This is a genomic window from Chitinophagaceae bacterium (assembly GCA_016699815.1).
In the GTDB taxonomy this organism is placed as follows: domain Bacteria; phylum Bacteroidota; class Bacteroidia; order Chitinophagales; family Chitinophagaceae; genus Ferruginibacter.
Genome location: CP065012.1, coordinates 1,340,686 through 1,364,616 on the forward strand (window position 1 = coordinate 1,340,686; position 23,931 = coordinate 1,364,616).

Consider the following 23,931-nt stretch of genomic DNA (forward strand, 5'->3'; position numbering starts at 1 on the left):
TTTTACAACAACACTATGAAAGTATTGGTTACCGGCGGCGCAGGGTATATTGGTTCTGTACTCGTTCGTCAGCTCCTGGAAAAAGGCTATAAAGTTCGTGCACTTGATAGTTTAAAATTTGGTGGCGATGCCTTGTATGAAGTAATGCTCAATCCCAATTTTGAATTTATTAAAGGCGATATCCGCAATACAAAAGATGTGGAAACAGCATTGAAAGATATTGATGCCGTTGCACACCTTGCGGCAATTGTTGGCGACCCTGCCTGCAAAAAATATAGTGATGAAGCACATGAAACCAACTGGAACGGCAGTGTAGCACTTTTTGAAGCAGCAGAAAAAGCTGGCATTAAAAAATTTGTATTTGCCAGCACATGCAGCAATTACGGCAAAATGCCCGACCCCGATTCTTTTGTTACCGAAACCTCCGAACTAAGGCCCGTATCTTTATATGCAGAGCTTAAAGTAAAATTTGAAAAGTATATTTTAGAAGAGCGCAAAAACAGCAAAATGTGCGCAACCTCACTCCGCTTTAGCACCGTTTATGGTTTTTCGCCACGCATCCGTTTCGACCTCACAGTAAATGAATTTACCCGTAATGCAACCATTAATGGCGAGCAGGAAATTTGGGGCGCACAATTTTGGCGGCCCTATTGCCATGTAGAAGATTTGGCCCGTGCCGTAATTGTAGTTTTAGAAACTGATAATGCAAAAGTAAAATCAGAAGTGTTTAATGTGGGCAGCACAGATGAAAATTACAACAAAGGGATGATAATTGAAGAAGTTTGCAAAGTAGTGCCCAATGTAAAAGTAAATTATGTAGATATGAATGAAGACCCCAGGGATTACCGGGTGAACTTCGATAAAATAAAAAGCCAGCTGGGCTATAGCATTACTAAAAAAGTGCCCGACGGTGTAAAAGAAATTTATACTTTATTAAAAACCGGCGTGGTAACCGATTCTTTTTCGCAAAAGTTCAGGAATATATAATTTTTACCACCTTGCATCTTTTAGCATTTGTAAAAAAGCCCCTTCCCTGCTTTGAAGGCTGTAGTGCACTTCAATTTTGTTTCGGGCCAGAAAGCCCATTTCTTCTCTTTTGGCCTTATCATTTAATAGCATGGATAAACTTCTAATCCATTCTTCTTTTGAATTACAAATAAACCCATTAATTCCATTATCAATAATGCTGGTATTGGCGCCGGTTGGGCTGGCTACAGCCGGTATGCCTGTGGCCATGTATTGAATAATTTTAAAGCCGCATTTTCCTTCGCTCCACCTGTCTTTTACCAGGGGCATTATGCCAATATCAAAATGCTGCAGGCTTTCAATTTCCGTCTGGGTATTCCAGGGAACAAAAACAAAATCAATATCCAACTCCGGTTTTTTATCAGAAATTACAACTAATGCAAACTCATGCAATTGTTTTAATTCTTTCAAAATTTCTATGCAGGATTGCAGGTACATAATGGTAGAATGGGAGCCCGTCCATCCAATCACAGGGGGAATATTATTATTTTTAGCTTTTGCCGGCACATACCTGTTTACTGCATCAACTACAGTGGGTAAAAACAAAGATTGCCTTGCACCGGATTGTTTTGCATAGTTTTCTAAAAAATTATTTCCGGCGCTATTAATAAAAGCCCATTTGCAGATATATTTTATCTTCCAAAATGCTTTGGCAAAAAAAGCCGCCCGGTTTGCTGCACTAATTGAAGGCTCCCAAATGGCGTCATCATAGTCATAAATAAATTTTCTTTTAAGCAGTTTTGCCAATATCCATTCAAAAACCGGAGGGCCAAGCGGGGAAGCCTCCCTGTGAATAAAAATTACCTCATAGTTTTTGCTTTCAAAAAATACCAATTTTAACCTTCGCAAAAAACCCATTAAAATTCCAAAAATTTTTTTTGCCGATATGCCCTTTTTATATAAAAGTGTATATGTACCTGAATTTACAAATGGGGCAAGTTTGTATTGTATCCTTTCCCTTTTAAGCAAAGAAAAATATTGCTCTATCCTAAAGCGCTGAGAAGGTGCCGTAGATAGTGGATAAGGCACAATGAAAAGGATTTTGATGGGGCTGGTTTTGAAATTTGTCATACAAGAACCTGCAAAGTAACAAATTAGCCCAAAATGGCTTTGAAGCCTGATGAGATTTTATCTACATTTGCACCTGTAAAAAAGAATATTCTTTATGTTATTGCTCAGTGGGCCCAATATGGGCGGAAATGAATTAAAATATGTGTCGGAATGTATAGAAACCGGATGGGTAAGCAGCGTAGGCGCTTACGTAGATAAATTTGAAAAACTCAGTGCCGAATTTGCAGGCACCCAATATGCCGTAGCTACAAGTAGCGGCACTACGGCCCTTCATACCTGCCTGGTAATGCTTGGCGTTACTGCCAGCGATTATGTGATTGCACCCAATATTACTTTTATTGCTACCTGCAATTCCATTAAATATACCGGCGCAGGTTTAATTCTTATAGATGCCGATGAATTTAACTGGCAAATGGACCTTAACCTGCTGCAGGAGTTTTTGGAAAATGAAACCGAACAAAAGAACGGCGAATGTTTTTATAAAAAAAATGGCAGAAGGATACCCGTAATAATGCCGGTACATGTGCTGGGCAATATTTGCGATATGGACAGGCTTATGGCTTTAGCAAAAAAACACAACCTGGTTGTATTGGAAGATAGTACCGAAGCGCTGGGATCTTATTATAAAGGCAAACATGCAGGCAGCTTTGGCATAATGGGAACCTTTAGTTATAATGGCAATAAAATTATTACTACCGGTGGCGGCGGAATGATTGTTACCCATAATGAAGCTTTTGCCAAAAAAGCAAAGCACCTTACCACACAAGCCAAAAGCGACCCTTTTGAATACATACATGATGAAATAGGTTATAATTACCGGCTTGTAAATGTAGCCGCAGCAATGGGTGTAGCGCAAATGGAACAACTGCCCGGCTTTTTAAAACGCAAAAAAGAAATTATTGCCTTTTATAAAAATGAATTAAACAGTATTGCAGACATAAGCTGGCAGCAGGTAAACGATGATGTAAACCCCAATTGGTGGTTGCCTACCATTAAAACAACCAAACAAAGGCAAGTTTTAAAATTATTAAACGATGCCAAAATGCAAAGCCGCCCTTTTTGGGTTCCTATGAACCAGCTCAGGATGTTTAAAGATGAAATTTATTATCACAAAACCGATCGGTCTGATTTTATTTATACCCATTGCCTAAGCATACCTTGCAGCACCAATATTACCCAGGCAGATTTAAAAGCAGTAGCCGATAAAATAAAAGAAGCCTATTAAGTATTATATTGCACCCTAGCAGCTTATGTATAAAATTTTTAAACGGATATTGGATATTTTAATTGCTGGTATTGCCCTCATCCTCCTGTCTCCCATCCTCATTCCTGTAATGATAATTTTATGGATTTCCGGCGAACATGCAGTTTTTTATTTTCAAAAACGGGTAGGGTATAAAAATAAAGAATTTGATATTTGGAAGTTTGCCACTATGCTCAAAAACAGCCCCAATATGGGCACGGGTGAAATAACGCTTCGCAACGATCCCAGGGTTTTGCCTTTTGGAAAATTTTTACGCATCACCAAAATAAATGAGCTGCCTCAAATATTTAATGTTCTTAATGGCGATATGAGTATTGTGGGGCCACGGCCATTAATGCCGGTAAGTTTTAATTTATACAGCGAAGCCGTAAAAGAAAAAATTTATACCTCCAAACCAGGAATGACCGGAATAGGCTCCATTATTTTCCGGGATGAGGAAAGGATAATCTCCCAATCTACCGACCCAAAAAAAATGTATGCAGAAGTTGTGTATCCCTATAAAGAAAAGCTGGAAATGTGGTACCTGGGAAAAGCCTCAATGTCAACAGACATAAAAATTATTTTTCTCACTGCCTGGTCTATAGTATTTCCTAAAAACCAAATGGCACATACCCTTTTTAAAGACCTCCCGGTTAGAAATTTTTAATGCCCCCCGTTTTTTAAAAACGTAATTTTAAACCGTGAAAAAAGCTATTGTAATTGGCGCTGGTTTTTCGGGCCTTTCTGCTGCCACCTATCTTGCTAAAAACGGCTGGGCAGTTACCGTACTGGAAAAACACCTTATACCTGGTGGCCGTGCCAGGAAATTAGAGCGTAATGGATTTACTTTTGATATGGGCCCAAGCTGGTACTGGATGCCCGAAGTATTTGAGCAATACTTTAATCATTTTGGAAAAAAAGTATGCGACTATTATCAATTAATAAGATTAGACCCATCTTATAAAGTTTATTTTAGTGAAGAGAATTTTAACATCCCTGCCGGTTATGAGCAACTACAGCAATTATTTGAATCTATTGAAAAAGGAGCCGCAGCCAATCTTGACAAATTTTTAAAAGAAGCCGAATACAAATATTTTACAGGCATACACAACCTGGTGCATAAGCCTGGGCTTTCTTTGCTGGAATTTGCAGATGCGCAGGTAATTAAAGGCATATTTAAACTGGATGTGTTTACCCATATTAAAAAGCATATTGCAAAATATTTTACTCATCCTTACTTGCGCAGCTTACTGGAATTCCCTGTTTTGTTCCTGGGTGCGTTACCCAAAAATACTCCGGCCCTTTACAGCCTTATGAACTATGCCGATATTAAATTAGGCACCTGGTACCCACAAGGCGGCATGTACCAGGTTGTAAACGCTATGTACAAGCTGGCGAAAGATATGGGTGTACAATTTTATTTTAATACCGAAGTAAAAAAAATAAATGCTCCTTTAAAAAATGAAATGCCGGAATTAATAACGGTTTGCAACAACCATACGAAAATATTTAAAGCCGATACTATCATTGGCAGTGCAGACTATCACCATATTGATACGGAACTTTTGGGGGATAAAAACAGGAATTACAGCAATGCATACTGGAACAAAAGAACCCTTGCACCCTCCTGCCTCCTTTATTTTGTGGGCATCAATAAAAAATTAAAGCATGTTGTACATCACAGCCTTTTTTTTGATACCGACTTTGAAAAACATGGCAATGAAATTTATGCTGCTCCTTCTTGGCCCCATAACCCTTTGTTTTATGTATCCATTCCTTCGGTAACCGATAGCTCTGTTGCGCCGAAGGGTTGCGAAAACCTGCTTTTTCTTGTGCCAGTTGCCGCCGGTTTATCCGGGGATGATGAGGCATTACGGAAGCGGTATTTCAACAAAATATTATCCCGCTTTGAGCAGCTCACCGGAAATAGCATTAAAAATGATATTATTTTTTACCAGTCATATTCCGTTACAGATTTTGCAAATGACTACCATGCTTTTAAGGGAAATGCTTATGGTCTTGCCAACACCCTCAGGCAAACGGCAATTTTAAAACCTTCTATAAAAAGCAATAAAGTGAAAAACTTGTATTTTGCAGGGCAATTAACTGTTCCCGGGCCCGGGGTTCCACCCTGTATCATCAGCGGGAAAGTTGTGGCAAAACAAATTATAAAAGATTTTGGAGATACATGGCAATGATAAATTTATATGATGAGGTTTGTAACGAGTGCAGCAAAATAACGGCGGAGCATTACAGTACATCCTTTAGCCGTGCCATCAAATTATTGCATAAAGATTTACGCATCCCTGTCTACAGCATTTATGGCTTTGTTCGCTTTGCAGATGAAATTGTAGATACCTTTCATCATTTCAATAAACAGGAGCTATTACAGGAATTTAAATCAGCAACTTATAAAGCCCTAAAAGATGGCATTAGCTTAAACCCGGTTTTAAACAGTTTTCAAAACACCGTAATTAAATACTGTATAGAAACCCAACTTATTGATGCCTTTTTTAATAGTATGGAACAAGATCTTACCGCATCAAAATATAACCATGACGCATACCGGCAATATATTTACGGCAGTGCAGAAGTGGTAGGACTTATGTGCTTATCGGTTTTTTGCGAAGGCAACATGGAAAAATTTTTGCAATTAAAAAATGCTGCTCAATCTCTTGGCGCCGCTTTTCAAAAAGTAAATTTTTTAAGGGATGTACAAAATGATTATAAAAATTTAAACAGGATGTATTTCCCGGGTGTGGATTTTCAAAATTTTACCCGTGAAGAAAAACTAAAAGTGGAAGATGAAATTACAGCAGACTTTAGCCATGCTTACCATGGTATTTTACTGTTGCCGGTAAAAGCAAGGTTTGGGGTGTATGTTGCATATCATTATTATATGTCATTGTTCAAAAAAATAAAAAAATCTAACCCTGAAAAACTACTCCAAAGCCGTATCCGTATACCCAATTATTCCAAAGCATTAATTGTGGTAAGTGCAGGTTTGAAAAAGCAATTTAATTTATTATAATATCCAGGAGTTAACCGTGCAACCAAAAAAAATTATTGTTATTGGGAGCGGCATAGCCGGAATGGCCGCAGCAATAAGGCTTGCCATTAACGGGCACGAGGTAACGGTGTATGAAAAAAACGAAAGTTATGGTGGTAAAATAGCTTCTTTTGTAAAAGATGGTTTCTTTTTTGATACTGGCCCTTCACTTTTTACAGAGCCAGGCAATATAGAAGAGTTGTTTCAACTGGCCGGGGAAAGTTGCTCTGCTTACCTGCAATATGAAAAACTACCCATTACCTGCAAGTATTTTTTTGAAAACAATAAGCAGTTTACTGCTTACTCCAATGCAGAAGGATTTTACCCGGAATTGCAGCAATTTTCCGGAGAAGATGCAATACCCGTAAAACAATACCTTAAAAATGCTGCACAACTTTACAACAATGCAGGAGGCATTTTTTTAAACAAGTCATTGCACAAAAGAAGCACATGGCTCAATAAAAATATTTTTTCTGTTATAAAAATTACCCGGGTTTCCTATATTTTTAAAACACTCAGCAGGTATAACAGGCAAAAATTAAAAAGCCCCGAAGTACAGCAAATTTTTAACCGCTATGCAACGTATAATGGCAGCAACCCTTATAAAGCGCCGGGTATGCTTAGCCTTATTCCACACCTGGAGTTTAACGCAGGCGTGTATTACCCTGCTGGAGGAATGCAAAAAATTACTGATGCATTATTTGCCCTGGCAAAAAAAACTGGTGTCCACTTTCACTTTAACAGCCCTGTGCAACGCATTATACATGCCGAAGGAAAAGTAGAAGGCGTGGTAGTAAATAACCAAAACTATTTTGCCCATACAGTAATAAGCAACGCCGATATTTATATTACTTATAAGCAGTTGTTAAGAAACGATGTAAAAAGTCAAAAGGTTTTAAAACCCGAACGCAGCAGCAGTGCATTGGTTTTTTACTGGGGAATGGGGAAACAGTTTCCACAATTGGATGTACATAATATTTTATTTGCAAAAGATTATTTTAATGAGTTTAACCAGCTTTTTAGGTTAAAAAATATCAGCAACGACCCAACAGTATACATCAATATTACTGCAAAAAAAGACTGCACCCATGCACCTGCAGGTAAAGAAAATTGGTTTGTAATGATTAATGCGCCATCCAATACCGGGCAAAACTGGGAGCAAATAACCAATACCAGCAGGAAAAACATAATACAAAAAATTAACGCCATGCTTGGGGAAGATATTGCGCCTTTAATTGAAACCGAAACAATTTGCGACCCCATAACGATTGAAAAAAATACCGGAAGTTTTATGGGTTCACTGTACGGAGCAAGTTCCAACAGCATTTTTTCGGCATTTTTGCGCCACCCAAATTTTTCCAGTTTTGCAAAAGGGTTATATTGCTGCGGGGGCACAGTGCATCCCGGCGGCGGCATACCGCTTTGCCTTAAAAGTGCAAAAATAACCACCGAAATAATGGAAGCAGATTTTCGAAAACACAAGCATCATTGAAAACATTTACCCGGCATAAAGTTGCCACAGCCATTGCCATTTTATTTCATGCTATAGGGCTTGCTGGCATTTTGTTTTGCGATAAAAAACTGTTTGCATCTCTTACGCCCTATCATTTACTGCTCATGAGCGCCTTGCTTTTTTATACCCAACAAAAAATAAGCTTGCATTTTATCCTTTTTTTTATTGCCTGTACAGTTATTGGCTTTGCCTTAGAATATGCAGGTACTTCTACAGGTATATTATTTGGCAATTATACTTATGGGCATACGCTGGGAAAAAAATTTAAAGAAGTTCCCTTAATTATTGGCCTAAACTGGTTTATCATTATCTATTGCAACAGTATTGCTGCCCATACTATTTATAGAAAACTTATAGGCCGATTGGGAATGGCCAACGCTCCTGTTAAAAAATGGATGCGCAATTTTTCCCTCATTTTTGACGCTTCCCTGCTTGCCGTTGTATTTGATTTTTTTATGGAGCCTGCCGCCGTAAAACTGGGTTTTTGGGAATGGCACAATGGAAACATACCAATCTACAACTATACCTGTTGGTTTTTGATCAGCTTTTTGCTTACGGCAATTTTTCAATTTTTGGCTATTGACAAGCATAATAAATTCGCCGTACATTTGCTTTTAATACAATTGATGTTTTTTCTCATCTTGCGCACTTTTTTATGAACTCACTTTTTTTCATACTGATTGTATTGATAAGTTTTCTTTTAATGGAAGGCGTAACCTGGCTTACCCATAAATATATAATGCATGGCTTGCTTTGGCGGCTCCATAAAGACCATCACCATCCGCAACCGGGTTTTTTTGAAAAAAACGACAGCTTTTTTTTAATTTTTGCTGTTCCAAGCTGGTTAAGTATTATGCTGGGTTTACAAAATAAAAACTATGTTCTGGCTGCCATTGGCTTTGGCATTGCACTTTACGGCCTTGCGTATTTTTTTATTCATGATGTAATTATCCACCAGCGGTTTAAATGGTTTAGCCGTAGCAAAAACCGCTATATAAAATCTATCCGGCTTGCCCATAAAATGCACCATAAGCATTTAGGCAGATTCCATGGCGAAAGCTTTGGGCTGCTTTGGGTGGCAAAAAAATACCGGGTAAAAAAACAGCCTCAACCCTTATCCTGATATTGAACCCACATTATACATATTTTATAATTCTTGCCGCATCTGTTGCCGGGCCACTTTTATTGAGTTTTGATAAAAAAGTAACTTTTTATAAAAAATGGAAATACCTGATTCCTGCACTTATTATCCCTGCAGTATTATATATCATTTGGGATATTATTTTTACGCACCTTAATATTTGGCACTTCAATGAAAAATATATTAGTGGATTAAAAATCATTAACCTTCCTATTGAAGAAGTATTGTTCTTTTTTGTTGTGCCATACTGCTGTGTTTTTGTTTATGAATGTATCAGGTGTTACTTTCCCAAAATGAATGACAGCAACAATTGGAAAATTTTTCTAAAAACCATGGCCGTAATACTTATCATTACATCATTATTTTTTTATAATAAAAGTTATAGTTTTTTTTTCTTTTTTATTTTATGGAATCGCCCTTTGGCTGGCAACATCTTTAAGCCATTGGAAACAATACCTGCATACTAAAGCATTTTGTATTTCGTATTTAATTATATTACTCCCTTTTATGGCAGTTAATGGCATGCTTACTTATTTGCCGGTAGTGGAATATAACCAGGCCGAAATTATAGGAATAAAAATTTATACCATTCCCTTTGAAGATATATTTTACGGAATGTTGCTGGTTTTACTCAATATCCTGTTGTTTGAAAAATTCCGTAACAAAAACAGGCTTCCTAATTACTGAAAAATCCAATTTATTAAACGAAATTTGCTGTTCACTAAAAGGCTACTGCCTTAATGAAATACCTGGTTACAATATTTTTGTTATGTATTGCGGCAAAGGCATACAGCCAATGCACCACTCCAATATCTGCATTTCCATACATAGAAGGCTTTGAAGCAAACAATGGCGGATGGGTTAGTGGAGGTATGGCTTCGGACTGGGCATGGGGCACCCCCAACAAACCCTTAATAAATGCTGCCGGTGGCGGAACAAAATGCTGGGTAACCGGTGGCATTAATGGCAGTGCTTACAATAATGGTGAAAACGCATGGTTGCAAAGCCCTTGTTTTAATTTTACAAGTTTACAATACCCGCAAATTTCTTTTAAAATTTTTTGGGAAACTGAGCGCACTTTCGATGGCTTGCAATTACAATACAGTACAAATGGCGGAAGCAGCTGGCAAATAGTGGGCTCTGGCAGTTCCAATAGTTGCACCGCAAGCAATTGGTATAATGAAACTTCTGTAAGGTTTTTGAACAACACGGCAGGATGGTCTGGTTCAACATCCGTTAGTTGCTCCAGCAGTGGCGGAAGCGGAAGTTGGCTTACCGCATCACATAGCTTAACATTTTTAGCCGGGCAAAGTTCCGTAATATTCCGTTTTTTATTTGGTGCAGGTACGGTTTGTAATGGCTTTGATGGTGTGGGAATTGATGATATTGTAATAGGCGAAGCGCCTGCAAATACCAACACGCTTTCTAAAATTTGTACAAGCTCAAACGAAATGCAGTTTACGGCAAGCGCAACATGTATAACTAATTACGCCTGGAATTTTGGAGATGCCGCTGCTGCAAATAACACTTCTGCAATAGCATCTCCTTCGCATATTTTTAGTGCACCAGGGCAATATACGGTAACGCTTAATGCTTCTTATGCTTCTGGTGCGCCAACAGTGGCTATCATAGATGTTGTTGTAATAGATGTAAATATGAGCAGCGCATGGCCCGGCGCCTGCAGCAATATTGCCAACGCTACAATAACAGCTTCAGGTATTGGCAGCAGCGCTTATTCCTACTCTTGGAATACAGCGCCACCACAAACCAGTCAAAGCATTTCAAATTTAGGCGCCGGGTCTTATACGGTTACCGTTAATGCTACAAATGCATGTACGGTTTCAAAAAACATTGTACTAAACCCATCAACTCCCATGTTACTCAATGCCATTGTAAAAAATGCTTTCTGTGGTAATGCAAATGGAAGTATTGCTACAACCATAAGTGGCGGCACAGCGCCATACCAATATTTATGGAGCAACGGAAGCACAGCAGGCTCGCCACAAAACTTACAGGTTGGCAACTATACTGTAACCATATCAGATGCCAATGGCTGCACTATCAGCAACGGGCCTTTTACTATAATTAATATTGATAAAACAATAGCTGTAAACCTTGGTGAAGACAGGCGCATTTGCCCCGGGCAAAATGTACTACTAAACCCCGGAAATTTTTCTCAATACTTATGGCAAAACGGAAGCGCTAATCCTACATTAACCATCAACAACGCTGGCAGGTATTTTGTAACTGTTACCGATGCCGATGGGTGCCGTGGCAGCGATACCGTATATATAACCGTTGATTGCAGTGGGATTTATTTTCCATCGGCATTTACACCCGACGAAGATGGCACCAATGATACATTCGGGCCATTGGGCAACCTTTCGGCTCTGCAAAAATATTCATTGTACATTTATGACCGTTATGGCAATAATGTTTTTTACAGCAACAACCCATTTGAAAAATGGAACGGCACTGTAAAAGGCGCAAAGACCAATAGCAGCAGCTTTGTATGGAGGAGCGAATTTTTGTTTAACAACAAAAAAGAATTCAGAAAAGGAATGATAACCATTATTCGTTAAAAAATCAATCAGTTTTTTCGGGCCGCATCATGGGGAAAAACAATACATCCTGTATAGATGATTTTCCGGTAAGCAGCATACACAACCTATCTACTCCAAATCCAATTCCACTAGTAGGCGGCATACCGTATTCCAAAGCCCGTAAAAAATCATAATCAATAAACATGGCTTCGTCATCACCACGTTCCATCAATTTTGCCTGCTCTTCAAAGCGCTCCCTTTGTTCAACAGGGTCGTTCAGCTCACTGTAGGCATTGGCAATTTCTTTACCGTTGATAATAATTTCAAACCGCTCTACCAGCCCTGCTTTGCTTCTGTGTTTTTTAGTAAGTGGGCTCATTTCTACCGGGTAATCAGTAATAAAAGTAGGTTGTATAAAATGTTGTTCGCATTTTTCGCCAAAAATTTCATCTATTAGTTTGCCCTTTCCCCATTTTACATCGGCATGGATATTTAATTTTTTGCACACTTCCCTTATACCAGCTTCATCCATTGTGCCTATATCAAATCCGGTATGCTCCTTAATGGCATCATACATACTTATGCGCTTATACGGCGCTTTAAAACTTATTTGTTTGTCGTCAATAGTAACCTCGGCAGATCCATTAGTAGCCATAGCCGTAGCTTCAAGCAATTGCTCGGTAGTATCCATCATCCATTCATAATCTTTATACGCTACATAAAATTCCAGGATGGTAAATTCCGGGTTATGGGTACGGTCCATACCTTCGTTACGAAAATTGCGGCTAAATTCATACACCCAGTCAAAGCCGCCAACAATAAGGCGTTTGAGGTAAAGCTCGTTGGCAATACGCAGGTACATAGGCATATCCAAAGCGTTGTGATGTGTAATAAACGGCCTTGCAGCTGCACCTCCGGGAATCGTTTGCAATACTGGCGTATCTACTTCCAAAGCTCCTCTTTCGTTTAAAAAATTGCGGATGGCATTTACCATTTGTGTACGCTTGATAAATGTTTCTTTTACGCCAGGGTTAATAACCAAATCGGCATAGCGCTGGCGGTAACGAAACTCGGGGTCGGTAACTTCATCAAAAGTTTCCCCTTCTTTTTCTTTAACTATGGGTAAGGGCCTTAAGGCTTTGCTCAACAAGGTAAACTCTTTTACATGCACCGATGTTTCACCGGTTTTAGTTGTAAAAACATAACCCTTCACTCCAATAATATCACCAATATCCATCAGTTTTTTCCAAACGGTTTGGTACAGGGTTTTATCTTCTGCCGGGCAAATATCATCCTGCTTTATATAGCATTGAATTTTTCCTTCTGCATCCTGAAGCACAAAAAAATTGGCTTTGCCCATATCCCTTACGCTCATTAAGCGGCCGGCAATTACCACGTCTACAGGTGTTGAATTATCCGCTGCCCAAAGTTTTTTAATTGCTGCAGAATGATGGGTAACCGGGTAAAGTGGTGCAGGAAAAGCATCAATACCCAACTGGGTAAGTTCTGCCAATTTTTCCCTTCTCACAATCTCCTGTTCAGATAAATGCTGTGTATTCATATATAAAAATTCGGCTGCAAAGGTAATTGAAGTGCATCAGGCTGCCAACTCAAGCCCAATTATATAATGGTTCGTATATTACGAAATTGCTTTTAAGCCCACAATGGACACTATTAGCGTAGTAATAAAAAATATCCTGGCAAATGTTGCTGGTTCTTTAAATACCAAAATTCCCAAAAAGGCAGTTCCCACGGCACCAATTCCCGTCCACACCGCATAAGCAGTACCAATGGGTAAAGTTTGTGTTGCCTTTACCAGTAATACCATACTTATTACTAATGCTATAAAAAAGCCCAAATACCATAAAACCGATTCGTTACCGGTAGTTTCTTTGGCTTTGCCCAGGCAAAATGCAAAGCCTGTTTCAAACAAGCCGGCAATTACTAATATTATCCAGTTCATGCAAAAAAAATTAAACCAAAAATACACATTCGTAAATTTAACCCATTATAATACTACTCTTTAAGAAATAATTAAGGTAAAATGAGCTAAACTTCAAAAGAAAAATATCGTCTTAATCATATAAACCCTAATTTGCAAAAACTGATATTAAAATAATTTGCATGAAAAAAATACTATCCATACTTATCCTTTGCGGCACAATGGCCTTAAGTAGTTGTGAAACATTGCAGCAGGTTGCAGGCAGCATGGGCGGCCCGGTAACCGAAGCTGAAGCAGGCCAGGGTATTAAAGAAGCACTTGCACAGGGTTTGGTAAAATCTGTTTTACAATTAAACAATGTGGATGGTTTTTTTAAAGATGCGGTATATAAAATACTCATGCCGCCCGAAGCAAAAAAAATTGAAAATACTTTACGTTCACTGGGCATGAACAGCCTGGTGGATAAAGCCATACTCTCTATAAACCGTGGAGCAGAAGAAGCCGTGGGAACAGCAAAACCCATTTTTGCAGATGCCATAAAAAGCATGACTTTACAGGATGCAATAGGGCTGATAAAAAATGGCGATACCAGCGCCACACATTTTTTCAGGGTAAAAACTACGGATAAACTGGTTGCAGCATTTACGCCTATCATTCAGGCTTCGCTCAATAAAACCGATGCTACAAAATACTATGGCGATGTAATAAAAACCTACAATGACTTACCTGTCACCTTTAAAAAACTCAACCCCGACCTTACCGGTTATGTAACCAACAAAGCTACCAATGCGCTTTTTGATTTGATAGGTAAAGAAGAAGTAAACATCCGCAACAACTTTGTTGCCAGAACAACCGATTTGCTCAAAAAAGTGTTTGGGGCGAAGTGGTGAGTTATCATTTCATTAATCTGCCAATAGCACCTGCCAAGCTTCCTGCACTTTTCCTTCAGCAATTAATGTAGCGGCATAATGATGCAGTTCCTTATCCATTTCCACTGGGTTTATAGAAAAATATTGAATGATGTTTTTTAATTTATCATCATCATATGAAGGATCCACTACCGGCAATTCATGCACATTGGCCAATTGCCCCAGGTGGTTGCCGGTTAATATTTTACTGTTGCGTATATTTTCGGGTAAGCTATCAAAGCCAATACCCAATTGTGTATTGGGCTTTGGCACTTTAAACAGGTTTTGTTCATCTACTTTGCAATACCAATCTCCGCCAAGCCTTGCTACATGATGTAATTTGCGTTGGTCAATTTTTCCGTTCTCATCTAAAATTGCATCATCAATATGCATTACCAGTACTTCGCAAATAATTAAATTACCTGCTCCGCCTTCTGTACCCAATGGTTTAATTTCCAAAACCCTGCACTCCATTTTAACCTTGCTTTCTTTTACCATTGGCGGCGCCACAAGTGTTGCTTTTTCTGTAGTAAACCCGGCTTTTATAAACTCATTAATTTCTTTGGGATATTCGCAACTTGCCAGCGATGTTTGCTGCACCATATCAAAGTCCACAATATTGATCACCACTTCCTTTGTTTCTTCTGCATTTTGCAAGGTATGCTTGGTAGTATTGTTCCTCACCCTCCTGGCCGGCGAAAAAATTACAATGGGCGGATTAGAAGAAAATAAATTAAAAAAACTAAAAGGGCTAAGGTTTACTTTGCCTGCTTTATCTATTGTAGAAGCAAAACAAATGGGCCTAGGGGCAATGGCATGTTGCAGGTAGTTTTGTGCTTCGGCGGGCTTTATATCTTTTAAATGCAAGATCATTTTAGATTTTTCTTTATGGCCAAAAGGCTAAATTCATTTTCTTCTTTTACCATGGTATTGCTAAGCTTGCCGAGTGCATCAATTTCCAGTTCAACCACATCATTTTCTTTAAGCCATTGTTCTTCATAGTTTGGGTTATTAAATTTGCCGGTACCATTCAACTCCAAAAAACAACCCGTGCCTACCGTACCGCTGCCTATAATATCGCCGGGCATTATAGTAACTCCGTAAGAAACTCTTTCAATAATTTCTGCAAACGTCCAATCCATATCGGCCAGGTTGCCAGCGCTTACTTGTATTTTGTTTACACTGCATTTCATAGCTAAATTCCAGGCTTTGCCAGTATGGCCTTCTTTACAGGCAACTTCAAATTGCTGCAGTTCATCCAGTGTTACAAGTTTTGGGCCTATTGCCGTAGAAAAATCTTTTCCTTTTGCAGGGCCAAGGTTTAAAAGCATTTCTTCCATTTGCAAGCGCCTTGCACTCATATCGTTCATAATCATCAGGCCGGCAATATACGCATCGGCATCGGCGGCTTTAATATTTCTTCCGGGTTTATTAATTACAATTGCAGCTTCCAGTTCAAAATCCAGTTTTTCAAAATGGTCGGGCATGCAATAAATATTTCCCGGGCCTTGTATACTATTATGATTGGTAAAATAAAATATGGGATATTGATCAAATTCTGCAATCATATCCACTTTCCTGTTTCGCCTTGCAGCAGCTACATGCTGGCGAAATGCATAACCGTCCCTGCAACTTGTAGGGTGCGGTACCGGAGCCAGTATTTCAACTTCGTCAATTGAAATGGCAATATCATTTTTAAATTTATCGTTCCGAATTTTTTGTTCAATAACTGTTGCCAGCGGGGCAACATCTTCCCAGTAATTTAAAAACATTCCCATGCTACCCGGCAAATCGCCATGCAGCCTGTCCATATCGTAAAGCATATTATCTACCAAAAGCGCCAGTTGGTCCCTTCCTTCATTTAAATAACTTACTAATTGCATTGTTTTTTAATTTAACGCAAAAGTAAGCACAACGGTTTATTAACTCTTCTTTCACCAGATATAATTTGAACATTTTGTATCTTTGAATAACGGACAAAATTGTATGAAATTTGAAAAAATACATAACAAAGGCCAGGCGAAATTGTTTCAAAACCAGTACCTGGAATACCTCACAAAAACTCACCCGCTCGTAATTTGGGGTATATATCTCCCTATTATTGCCTACATGCTTTTTTTCAGCCTTACCCAATTTCAACTTTCAGTATTGCGTATTTGCGCTATTTTTTTATCGGGCATTTTTTTTTGGAGTTTTTTTGAATATATAATGCACCGCTGGATTTTTCACTTTGCAAGTGAAAACAAAAAAGTAAAAAAGGTTGTTTACATTATACATGGCAACCATCATGAATATCCACGGGATAAAGAACGGCTTTTTATGCCGCCTGTTCCCAGTATAATTATTGCTTCGGTATTATTTTTTATTTTTTATTATTTGGGCATCCTCGCAGATATTAAATTTTTTGCTTTTACTTTTTTTCCCGGCTTTATGTTTGGGTACTTAATTTACGGTTCTATGCACTATGCCATACATGCCTGGAGTCCGCCTTTTAAGTGGATGAAACGCCTTTGGCGCAACCATCACCTGCACCATTATAAAAATGAAGAAAATGGTTTTGGGGTAAGTTCCACTTTATGGGACAATGTATTTGGCACTACTTTTAACCTAAAAAAAGAAAAAGAAGATAAGGAAAAAGTAAAAGAATTAATGTTTTAAATAAATTCAAAATCTTTCTTCGCCGGGTGTACCGCTACCTTTTGCCTTATATTGCTCCCTGAGTAAAATTTTTTGCAATTGCCTTTCAATTACCAATGTTGCAATAACATCTGCGGCATCTTTATCATAAAATTCTTTGAGGCTTGTTTTTAGTTTTTCTTCATTTACATCTATGCGGTACAGTAAATTTAAAAGCCTGCTAAAATCATTTACCATTAATTGGTTGATATAACCTGCAAGCCTATGATGCAATTCTTCTAACGAAAGGTTATCATCAAGGTTTATGTCCCAGTCTTTTTTTATAACAAGAACGAGTTGTGGATGACTTTTCATGAGTTTAAAATTTTTCCAAAACACCCAATCCAAATAAAGCAAAATCATATTTCACCGGGTCTTTGGCATCAAGCAGCCTGAGTGTTGCGGTAAGTTCAGTAGCCGTTTTCCAGTCGTTTTGCCTGCGTTGTACCAGTTGCAAAGCCCTGGCAACTTTTGCTACATGCACATCCAGCGGAATAATGAGTTGCCCGGGTTTTATATTATTCCATAGTCCAAAATCCACACCATTTTTGTCTTTTCTCACCATCCAGCGCAAATACATGTTCAATCTTTTGCAGGCAGAATTTTTGTGAGGCGCTGCAATGTGCTTCAGCGTTCTTTTGGGTACATCATCAAGCGAAAAAAAATAATTGTAAAAACCATTTAAACCATTTTCGGTATCGGTATCACTTTTATTCATCCATTGTACAAAAGCAGTTTCCAGGGAAGAATGCTTAGTATAATGCATTTTTAAGAAAGATAAAAAATACAACAGGTCTGTGGCATTAAAGGTACGGTGTTTAAACCCCAGCAATTTTTTTAAATCATTATCTGAGTGGTTTTTACAAAAATCATGCGGCACAAATTCCATATGCTGCATAAGCTCCAGGGATTTTTTGATAATGGTTTTTCTGTTTCCCCAGGAAAATATTGCAGCAAAAAAACCGGCTATTTCTACATCCTGCATTTTTTTAAACCGGTGCGGTACCGAAATTGGGTCGTTCTCTATAAAAAACTCCTTGTTGTACTCTTTCGATTTTTTATTGAGGAAAGCTATTAATTGTTCCTGTTCCATTCTTATATTAGTTAATGCTCAAATAAAAAGCGCCGTATTGGCGCTATAACAAGGTGTTGCTAAAGTTTCATTTATTTTTTTAATTCCAGCGGGTTTTTAATTTTACTTTGCTTAATGATGCCCAGTTTTAATTTGCACCGTCCTATATCTTCCTGGTAGCCTTTTATTTTATCGTCTATTAAAGAAGCCAGTATAGCTTTTTCATAATTAATAATTGCGGCTTCAAAGTTGAGCCTTAGTTCTTCCATTATGGCCCATTTGCCAAAAATCCATGATTTTTCCAGCGTTACCACAGTAAGACATTTGGTTAAATGTTTTTCCAGGTCGTCAAATCTTTCAAGGTCGGTTAAAAAAGTGCTGTAATGAAAATAAGGATGCGGATAAAGAGGATCGCTACGCATAGCGGTTAAAAAATGGTTTTCGGCCCTGTCGTAATCATCAAACTGCGTTTTGAGCAGCCAGCCCATGGAATTGTGTGCCGGTGCATGTTTGGGATCTTCGTATAAAATAGATTCGCATTTATGGTAGGCTTCGGCAAAAAGACTGTTCTTTATATCTGCCTCCGACTCAAGATATAATTCTTCTACATTCATTGAAAAGTGTTTTTGGTTACCTTATGTAAATATAATTCATTCCAATGGCAAGCAAAACTATTTACCATCCTAATATCCATGCAAAAATTAATGGAGCAACAATTGTTGCATCGCTTTCTACAATAAATTTTGGCGTATTAATGTCTAATTTTCCCCAGGTAATTTTTTCATTGGGCACTGCACCGCTGTAAGAACCGTAAGATGTTGTGCTATCGCTTATCTGGCAAAAATAACTCCAAAAGGGAACATCATGCCATTCCAAATCCTGGTACATCATGGGTACTACGCAAATAGGAAAATCGCCGGCAATACCGCCGCCAATTTGAAAAAATCCCACGCCTTTTCCACTGCTGTTTTGCCTGTACCAATCTGCCAGCCACACCATGTATTCAATTCCACTCTTCACCGTATTTGCCTGCAACTCTCCTTTAATTACGTAGGATGCAAAAATATTTCCGGTAGTACTGTCTTCCCATCCCGGGCACACAATAGGGATATTTTTTTCGGCTGCGGCAACTATCCAACTGTCTTTGGGATCTATTTCGTAATACTGTTTTAATACCCCACTCAAAACCACTTTATACAAAAATTCATGCGGAAAATAGCGTTCGCCTTTTGCTTCTGCATCTTTCCATGCAGCTTGCAAATGTTTTTGCAGGCGGCGAAATGCTTCTTCTTCCGGTATGCAGGTATCGGTTACCCGGTTAAAATGGTTTTCCAGCAAATCCCATTCCTGCTGCGGCGTAAGGTCCCGGTAATTGGGCACTCTTTTATAATGGCTGTGGGCCACAAGGTTCATTACATCTTCTTCGAGGTTGGCGCCGGTGCAACTTATAATTTGCACTTTATCCTGCCTTATCATTTCGGCAAGGCTAAGGCCAAGCTCACCTGTGCTCATGGCCCCGGCAAGGGTTACCATCATTTTTCCACCTTCGTTAAGGTGGGTTTCGTAGCCTTTTGCAGCATCCATTAAAGCGGCTGCATTAAAATGGCGGTAATGATGTTCAATAAATTTTGATACGGGTCCTTTTATCATAATTATCCAATAAATTTAAAGCACAAAGATAAGGGCAATACCTTATTTATGAGGGATTGAATAGCTGGTTTGCCTATTACATTTCAACAGATGATAATGTATACTATAGCTTATTTTCGATTTCAGAAAATAATACAGTTTTCCCATTTGCTTAGTAACCGGATATTAAAAAAAGTTAGGAATTATGGGTAAATTTGCACTTTAAAATTTGCGTTATGATAAAAACAGGCAACCCGGTAATTAGCATTTATACCGAAATGACCCCTAACCCCGAAACCATGAAATTTGTTGCCAACAAATTATTGTACCCGGGAAAAAGTATAGATTTTGCTGATGAATCTACCGCAAAGCCTTCGCCCCTGGCACAGCAGCTTTTTAGTTTCCCTTTTATTAAATCTGTTTTTATTGCCAGCAATTTTATAACACTTACCAAAACTGCCGAAACAGAAGACTGGCAGGATATAGTGCCCACCATTCGCCAGTTTTTAAAAGAATATTTAGAAGAAGGAAAACCTGTGGTGAACGAAGAAGAAGTAGAAGCCTTGAAACAGCCTTCGGGCAATATGCCTGCAGCAGATGACGATGATGTGGTAAAACGCATTAAAGAATTGCTGGAAAACTATGTAAAACCAGCCGTGGAAATGGATGGCGGCGCCATACAATTTAAAAGCTACGAAAATGGCGTGGTAAACCTTACCATGCAAGGAAGCTGCAGCGGTTGCCCCAGCAGCACCATTACTTTAAAAGCCGGTATTGAAGGCATGATGAAACGCATGATACCCGAAGTAAAAGAAGTGGTGGCAGAAGCAGAGTAAGGCTTACTTAAAAAATTCCTCTGTTTTTATATTTAACCTGTTGGCTAGTTTTATAATGGTTCTGAGTTCTATATTTTTTAAACCATTTTCAATTTTGCTAATATCCGTCCTGTCTATTCCCGACCTTATTTCCAGGTCTAATTGAGAATAATTATATTGTTTACGTAACCTGCGTAACTTTTCCCCAAATTTTTTTAGTTCCTTTTTATACCTGGCTTCCATTTAGAAGCTGAAACTGGGTTAAATTATTTATCAAAAAAGTGATAACTTTTGAAGCAACATCTTATTTATCCTGCTTCAACCTGCCAAATATGATAGCAAAAAAACATCGCTACTAATCAATAGCGTATCCTGCTTTATCTTATTAATTATTTCAATTTTTTTCTCCTTTAAAAAATTTGATTTTTCACAAAACAAGGAAACACCTGATCATATAAACTATGCTCAAAAGTTTTTTGATGTTCCTCCGAATGGCCTCAATACAATATAAAGATGGTAGCAAAAATGAAAAAGCTAAATGATTCCACCGGGTTTATAAAAGATTTTATTAAAAAAAATGGTTGCCCTGCATGGAATAAATATATACTGCCCAATAAAGATTACAATTTAACAAATAAGGAAAATTCTTTTACTGCCGGAGATTCTCTTTTCATTATACCAATCATTGAGGAGAACTCAAATTTTGTAAGCTCATTTATTGTATCTTATACCAGCAACCCTGAAAAAATTGAGTTAATAAAGGGAAAACATTATATTTATTATAGTAGGGAAACTTTACAGCTTGATACCCTAAATGCCGATAAAGCAGCGTTGCAAATAGCCTGGTTAAACTTTAAAATTTTTGGCTATACAAAGTTTTGGGTTACAGATACCTTACTATTTCAAAGCCAGTATGGAACAAAGCCAGGCCAAAGAATAATTAAATTGAATGGAGATTCAAATATGATTGCAGCAGGAAAAGTTGCTTCGGTTGAAATTTGCATTACCCAACCGGCACAGAGCGGTTGTAGCTGTACTGATGGAGATTTGTCAACCTGCACCTGCGCAATCCCCAATTGTTGCTGGGTAACAGATTGCACAGTATTAACTTTTGGCGGAGGTGAAGAAATGGGCAACTGGAACGAAGGAACAACATATACGCCAGTGGGTGGCGGAGAAGGAACAGGGGGAAATACAACTTACCCGGACCCTTTTCCCTGCCCCATTTTACAAGGCAAAGAGGCGCCATTGCCCGGATGCGAAGAAACCGGGACGCCCCCGGTGATACCAATACCGCAAGTTGAATAGCCAGATGAGCCGCTATACTACAATCCCTGTGATACCCTAAATAAATATAAAGAAGGCCAGGACTTTAACGCAATATGGCAATTGTTAAAAGCCCAGGTACCAACAAGGCAGGAGCATCTTTATATATTTAACAACCTGTTAGAAACAATTTCCCCCACAAACCCAGTCTATCTGGCTGAAGGTGTAGAAAATGAATTTGCTGTTTATCCCGATACTGAAAACAAATTTGTTGGTTGCCGGGGATGGTTCCATAACCATTTTGCCGATGAGGATTCTTCGGGCTTAATATTTAGCGCCGGTGATTTGAATATACTTGCAGAACAAATAGTAAGAAACAATGATTTTTACCAGGCAGATTACAAAAAATTTATGATTGGGGTTGTGGCAGATTCCGGAGCACAGTATATATTAATGGTGGATGATATAAACCAGTTTACAAGTTGGGCTAACATTCTTTTTAAAGATGAGTCAACTATTTCGGCGGCATATTTTGGTGCAAAGCTTAGCCAAGAATTTTTACCGATTTCAGTTTCAGAAACAGAAAAGCGATTTTTAAAACTCATTCAAAATGCTGGCCTAAAACTATTTCGGGGTAGTGCCGATTTTCGAATCTGGACACCAATAGCTCTTACCAATAATGGCAATAATGTAACAGCAATTCCTTGCCCTTAATATTTTTAATTAGTTTAAATTATAAATAAAATGAAAAAAATAATATACATTATAATATCACTTCTAATTTCAAAAGAAACAATCTCCCAAACCAATTACATACCCACTGGATACTGGAAATACATAAATGGAGTCGATACAATAGAATTTTATTTTAAAGTTGGTGAAATGAATGTAGGAGGTATTTCAACCCCTGTTCTTCTTGGATTTCATAAATATATTAAAAACGGCTCATTGTTAGAAAATTCTATACCATTTATAAATTCTGACTATTCTCAAAATAAATTTACGATTTTAATTTTTGGAACTGAATCAAATATGGTCAGAAATGATGGACATATAAAAGACTTAACTTTAAATAATGAAAGATATATTATTTTAAAGAAGATTAATCCAACAACTATTTCGGTTGACCTTACCTATATTCAGGGGGTACGTAACAACAGGCCTTATGGCTTTACAATGCCAAGGCATTTTATATTAACCAGGCAGTAGTTAAAAAAGATAATAAGTGTCATCATTGTAGTTGTGCTCTCAAAAGAAGCAATCTCTCAAACCAATTACTTGCCCGTAGGTGCCCGGAAATATATCAACGGCTCCGCTACAATAGAAATGTGAGATACGCAATTGTTTTAGAAAACAAAGCAAAAGCAGATGCTTTTTTTACTCAATATTATAGAAAGGCTCAACAAGCAGATTTATTTCAAAAACAAATGGGCAGCGCATATGCACGCCCCTTATATTTTACCAATTGGCAAAAAGCATTTGAATCGGCATTAATTTCAATACTTGGACAATCTGCAAACTGCGGCATTGGTATTTATATTTCAAATAATCCAGGGAAAACTAACTTTATAAACCTTAACTAACCTAAAAGTAAAAATACTTATACTTTTGCTATTTTGTTTTTTTCCTTACTTGTGTAATGCACGACCAAACTGTACCCCAGTTGAATTAAAATTCAATGCAGATACTCCAACAATTACCATTCAACAGTTACAATCTTTAAATTTATCTTCATACTATGGTAAACCTATTGATTCTCTTTTACTCCATCTTCAAATAGGCTATGAAGTTACAAGGGTATGGGGCCACAAATTGGGCGTGGCATCAAGAATTAGCATTTACTATCCTTCCAATGTAAGTTTGGATATTTTTGTAAAGGAATTTCAAGTTTTACCAAATTACAGAGATCGTTCGGGGAACTGGAATTTAAGCTTATTTAAAAAAGAAAATATTTTTACAATAGCGCTATTTTGACCAGTATGAAAATGAAGTTCTTATAAATATCAATCCGTAAAGTAACAATAGTATATTTATTTC

27 protein-coding genes are annotated in these 23,931 nt (G+C 38.0%); 17 read left to right on the plus strand and 10 right to left on the minus strand.

The window, feature by feature from the left end; translation table 11 throughout:
* Positions 1 to 15: 15 nt before the first annotated feature.
* Entirely contained in the window at positions 16 to 987 is a 972-nt protein-coding gene (locus IPO46_05940; GenBank protein ID QQS64119.1) for an NAD(P)-dependent oxidoreductase, read from the plus strand.
* A 3-nt stretch (positions 988 to 990) separates the two neighbouring features.
* Here IPO46_05940 and IPO46_05945 read toward each other — a convergent pair whose 3' ends face one another.
* Positions 991 to 2,097, minus strand: coding sequence for a glycosyltransferase family 4 protein (locus IPO46_05945; protein ID QQS64120.1), 1,107 nt, complete (start codon positions 2,095 to 2,097; stop codon positions 991 to 993).
* A gap of 94 nt (positions 2,098 to 2,191) precedes the next feature.
* Between IPO46_05945 and IPO46_05950 the strand changes: the two genes are divergently transcribed.
* The 10 genes from IPO46_05950 to IPO46_05995 all read left to right on the plus strand — a co-directional run bounded on the left by IPO46_05950 (position 2,192) and on the right by IPO46_05995 (position 11,625).
* Complete coding sequence (locus IPO46_05950) at positions 2,192 to 3,322, plus strand: LegC family aminotransferase (protein QQS64121.1); 1,131 nt, start codon at positions 2,192 to 2,194, stop codon at positions 3,320 to 3,322.
* Positions 3,323 to 3,347: 25 nt separating this feature from the next.
* On the plus strand, positions 3,348 to 4,007 hold the full coding sequence (locus IPO46_05955) for a sugar transferase (protein QQS64122.1): 660 nt from the start codon (positions 3,348 to 3,350) through the stop codon (positions 4,005 to 4,007).
* Positions 4,008 to 4,041: 34 nt separating this feature from the next.
* Positions 4,042 to 5,538 carry a phytoene desaturase gene (crtI, locus tag IPO46_05960; protein ID QQS64123.1) on the plus strand — a complete coding sequence of 499 codons (1,497 nt, stop codon included), beginning with the start codon at positions 4,042 to 4,044 and terminating at the stop codon, positions 5,536 to 5,538.
* Entirely contained in the window at positions 5,535 to 6,371 is an 837-nt protein-coding gene (locus tag IPO46_05965; GenBank protein QQS64328.1) for a phytoene/squalene synthase family protein, read from the plus strand. The genes crtI (IPO46_05960) and IPO46_05965 overlap by 4 nt, the downstream gene beginning before the upstream one ends.
* Positions 6,372 to 6,432: 61 nt before the next feature.
* Entirely contained in the window at positions 6,433 to 7,881 is a 1,449-nt protein-coding gene (gene crtI, locus IPO46_05970; protein QQS64329.1) for a phytoene desaturase, read from the plus strand.
* The gene (locus IPO46_05975; GenBank protein ID QQS64124.1) at positions 7,878 to 8,561 is read left to right on the plus strand and encodes a carotenoid biosynthesis protein; all 684 of its coding nucleotides are present in this window, start codon (positions 7,878 to 7,880) and stop codon (positions 8,559 to 8,561) included. The genes crtI (IPO46_05970) and IPO46_05975 overlap by 4 nt, the downstream gene beginning before the upstream one ends.
* Positions 8,558 to 9,025 carry a beta-carotene hydroxylase gene (locus tag IPO46_05980; protein ID QQS64125.1) on the plus strand — a complete coding sequence of 156 codons (468 nt, stop codon included), beginning with the start codon at positions 8,558 to 8,560 and terminating at the stop codon, positions 9,023 to 9,025. Before IPO46_05975 ends, IPO46_05980 begins: the two co-directional genes overlap by 4 nt.
* Before the next feature lie 2 nt (positions 9,026 to 9,027).
* The gene (locus IPO46_05985; protein ID QQS64126.1) at positions 9,028 to 9,510 is read left to right on the plus strand and encodes a lycopene cyclase domain-containing protein; all 483 of its coding nucleotides are present in this window, start codon (positions 9,028 to 9,030) and stop codon (positions 9,508 to 9,510) included.
* Positions 9,413 to 9,730: a lycopene cyclase domain-containing protein gene (locus tag IPO46_05990; protein QQS64330.1), complete on the plus strand. Its 318-nt coding sequence runs from the start codon at positions 9,413 to 9,415 to the stop codon at positions 9,728 to 9,730. The genes IPO46_05985 and IPO46_05990 overlap by 98 nt, the downstream gene beginning before the upstream one ends.
* 53 nt (positions 9,731 to 9,783) lie before the next feature.
* Positions 9,784 to 11,625, plus strand: a complete 1,842-nt coding sequence (locus tag IPO46_05995) for a gliding motility-associated C-terminal domain-containing protein (protein ID QQS64127.1) — start codon at positions 9,784 to 9,786, stop codon at positions 11,623 to 11,625.
* A 4-nt stretch (positions 11,626 to 11,629) separates the two neighbouring features.
* Here IPO46_05995 and lysS read toward each other — a convergent pair whose 3' ends face one another.
* Both lysS and IPO46_06005 read right to left on the minus strand, forming a co-directional pair.
* Positions 11,630 to 13,147, minus strand: a complete 1,518-nt coding sequence (lysS, locus tag IPO46_06000; GenBank protein ID QQS64128.1) for a lysine--tRNA ligase — start codon at positions 13,145 to 13,147, stop codon at positions 11,630 to 11,632.
* Between the two features lie 78 nt (positions 13,148 to 13,225).
* Positions 13,226 to 13,549 carry a multidrug efflux SMR transporter gene (locus IPO46_06005; GenBank protein ID QQS64129.1) on the minus strand — a complete coding sequence of 108 codons (324 nt, stop codon included), beginning with the start codon at positions 13,547 to 13,549 and terminating at the stop codon, positions 13,226 to 13,228.
* 161 nt (positions 13,550 to 13,710) lie between these two features.
* On the opposite strand from IPO46_06005, the gene IPO46_06010 reads away from it, so the two are divergent.
* A complete protein-coding gene (locus IPO46_06010; GenBank protein QQS64130.1) occupies positions 13,711 to 14,418 on the plus strand; it encodes a DUF4197 domain-containing protein in 708 nt (235 codons plus the stop codon).
* A gap of 12 nt (positions 14,419 to 14,430) precedes the next feature.
* Here the strand turns inward: IPO46_06010 and IPO46_06015 are convergent, their stop codons facing one another.
* Positions 14,431 to 15,309, minus strand: a complete 879-nt coding sequence (locus IPO46_06015; protein ID QQS64131.1) for a flavin reductase family protein — start codon at positions 15,307 to 15,309, stop codon at positions 14,431 to 14,433.
* Entirely contained in the window at positions 15,306 to 16,319 is a 1,014-nt protein-coding gene (locus tag IPO46_06020; GenBank protein QQS64132.1) for a fumarylacetoacetate hydrolase family protein, read from the minus strand. The genes IPO46_06015 and IPO46_06020 overlap by 4 nt, the downstream gene beginning before the upstream one ends.
* Positions 16,320 to 16,422: 103 nt before the next feature.
* Here IPO46_06020 and IPO46_06025 point away from each other — a divergent pair, with 103 nt between their 5' ends.
* Positions 16,423 to 17,094, plus strand: a complete 672-nt coding sequence (locus IPO46_06025) for a sterol desaturase family protein (protein QQS64133.1) — start codon at positions 16,423 to 16,425, stop codon at positions 17,092 to 17,094.
* A 6-nt stretch (positions 17,095 to 17,100) separates the two neighbouring features.
* Here IPO46_06025 and IPO46_06030 read toward each other — a convergent pair whose 3' ends face one another.
* From IPO46_06030 to IPO46_06045, 4 genes are all read right to left on the minus strand, one after another.
* On the minus strand, positions 17,101 to 17,427 hold the full coding sequence (locus tag IPO46_06030) for a hypothetical protein (protein QQS64134.1): 327 nt from the start codon (positions 17,425 to 17,427) through the stop codon (positions 17,101 to 17,103).
* A 4-nt stretch (positions 17,428 to 17,431) separates the two neighbouring features.
* Complete coding sequence (locus IPO46_06035) at positions 17,432 to 18,205, minus strand: TIGR02757 family protein (protein ID QQS64135.1); 774 nt, start codon at positions 18,203 to 18,205, stop codon at positions 17,432 to 17,434.
* Between the two features lie 71 nt (positions 18,206 to 18,276).
* Positions 18,277 to 18,798, minus strand: a complete 522-nt coding sequence (locus tag IPO46_06040) for a hypothetical protein (GenBank protein ID QQS64136.1) — start codon at positions 18,796 to 18,798, stop codon at positions 18,277 to 18,279.
* 61 nt (positions 18,799 to 18,859) lie between these two features.
* Positions 18,860 to 19,834 (minus strand): deoxyhypusine synthase family protein, encoded by a 975-nt coding sequence (locus IPO46_06045; GenBank protein QQS64137.1) that lies wholly within the window; start codon positions 19,832 to 19,834, stop codon positions 18,860 to 18,862.
* Between the two features lie 215 nt (positions 19,835 to 20,049).
* On the opposite strand from IPO46_06045, the gene IPO46_06050 reads away from it, so the two are divergent.
* Entirely contained in the window at positions 20,050 to 20,649 is a 600-nt protein-coding gene (locus tag IPO46_06050; GenBank protein ID QQS64138.1) for a NifU family protein, read from the plus strand.
* Between the two features lie 3 nt (positions 20,650 to 20,652).
* Here the strand turns inward: IPO46_06050 and IPO46_06055 are convergent, their stop codons facing one another.
* Entirely contained in the window at positions 20,653 to 20,871 is a 219-nt protein-coding gene (locus tag IPO46_06055) for a helix-turn-helix transcriptional regulator (GenBank protein QQS64139.1), read from the minus strand.
* Positions 20,872 to 21,153: 282 nt separating this feature from the next.
* On the opposite strand from IPO46_06055, the gene IPO46_06060 reads away from it, so the two are divergent.
* The 3 genes from IPO46_06060 to IPO46_06070 all read left to right on the plus strand — a co-directional run bounded on the left by IPO46_06060 (position 21,154) and on the right by IPO46_06070 (position 23,103).
* Positions 21,154 to 21,936 carry a hypothetical protein gene (locus IPO46_06060; protein QQS64140.1) on the plus strand — a complete coding sequence of 261 codons (783 nt, stop codon included), beginning with the start codon at positions 21,154 to 21,156 and terminating at the stop codon, positions 21,934 to 21,936.
* An 81-nt stretch (positions 21,937 to 22,017) separates the two neighbouring features.
* Positions 22,018 to 22,608, plus strand: coding sequence for a hypothetical protein (locus IPO46_06065; GenBank protein QQS64141.1), 591 nt, complete (start codon positions 22,018 to 22,020; stop codon positions 22,606 to 22,608).
* 30 nt (positions 22,609 to 22,638) lie between these two features.
* Positions 22,639 to 23,103 (plus strand): hypothetical protein, encoded by a 465-nt coding sequence (locus IPO46_06070; GenBank protein QQS64142.1) that lies wholly within the window; start codon positions 22,639 to 22,641, stop codon positions 23,101 to 23,103.
* Positions 23,104 to 23,931 lie beyond the last annotated feature (828 nt).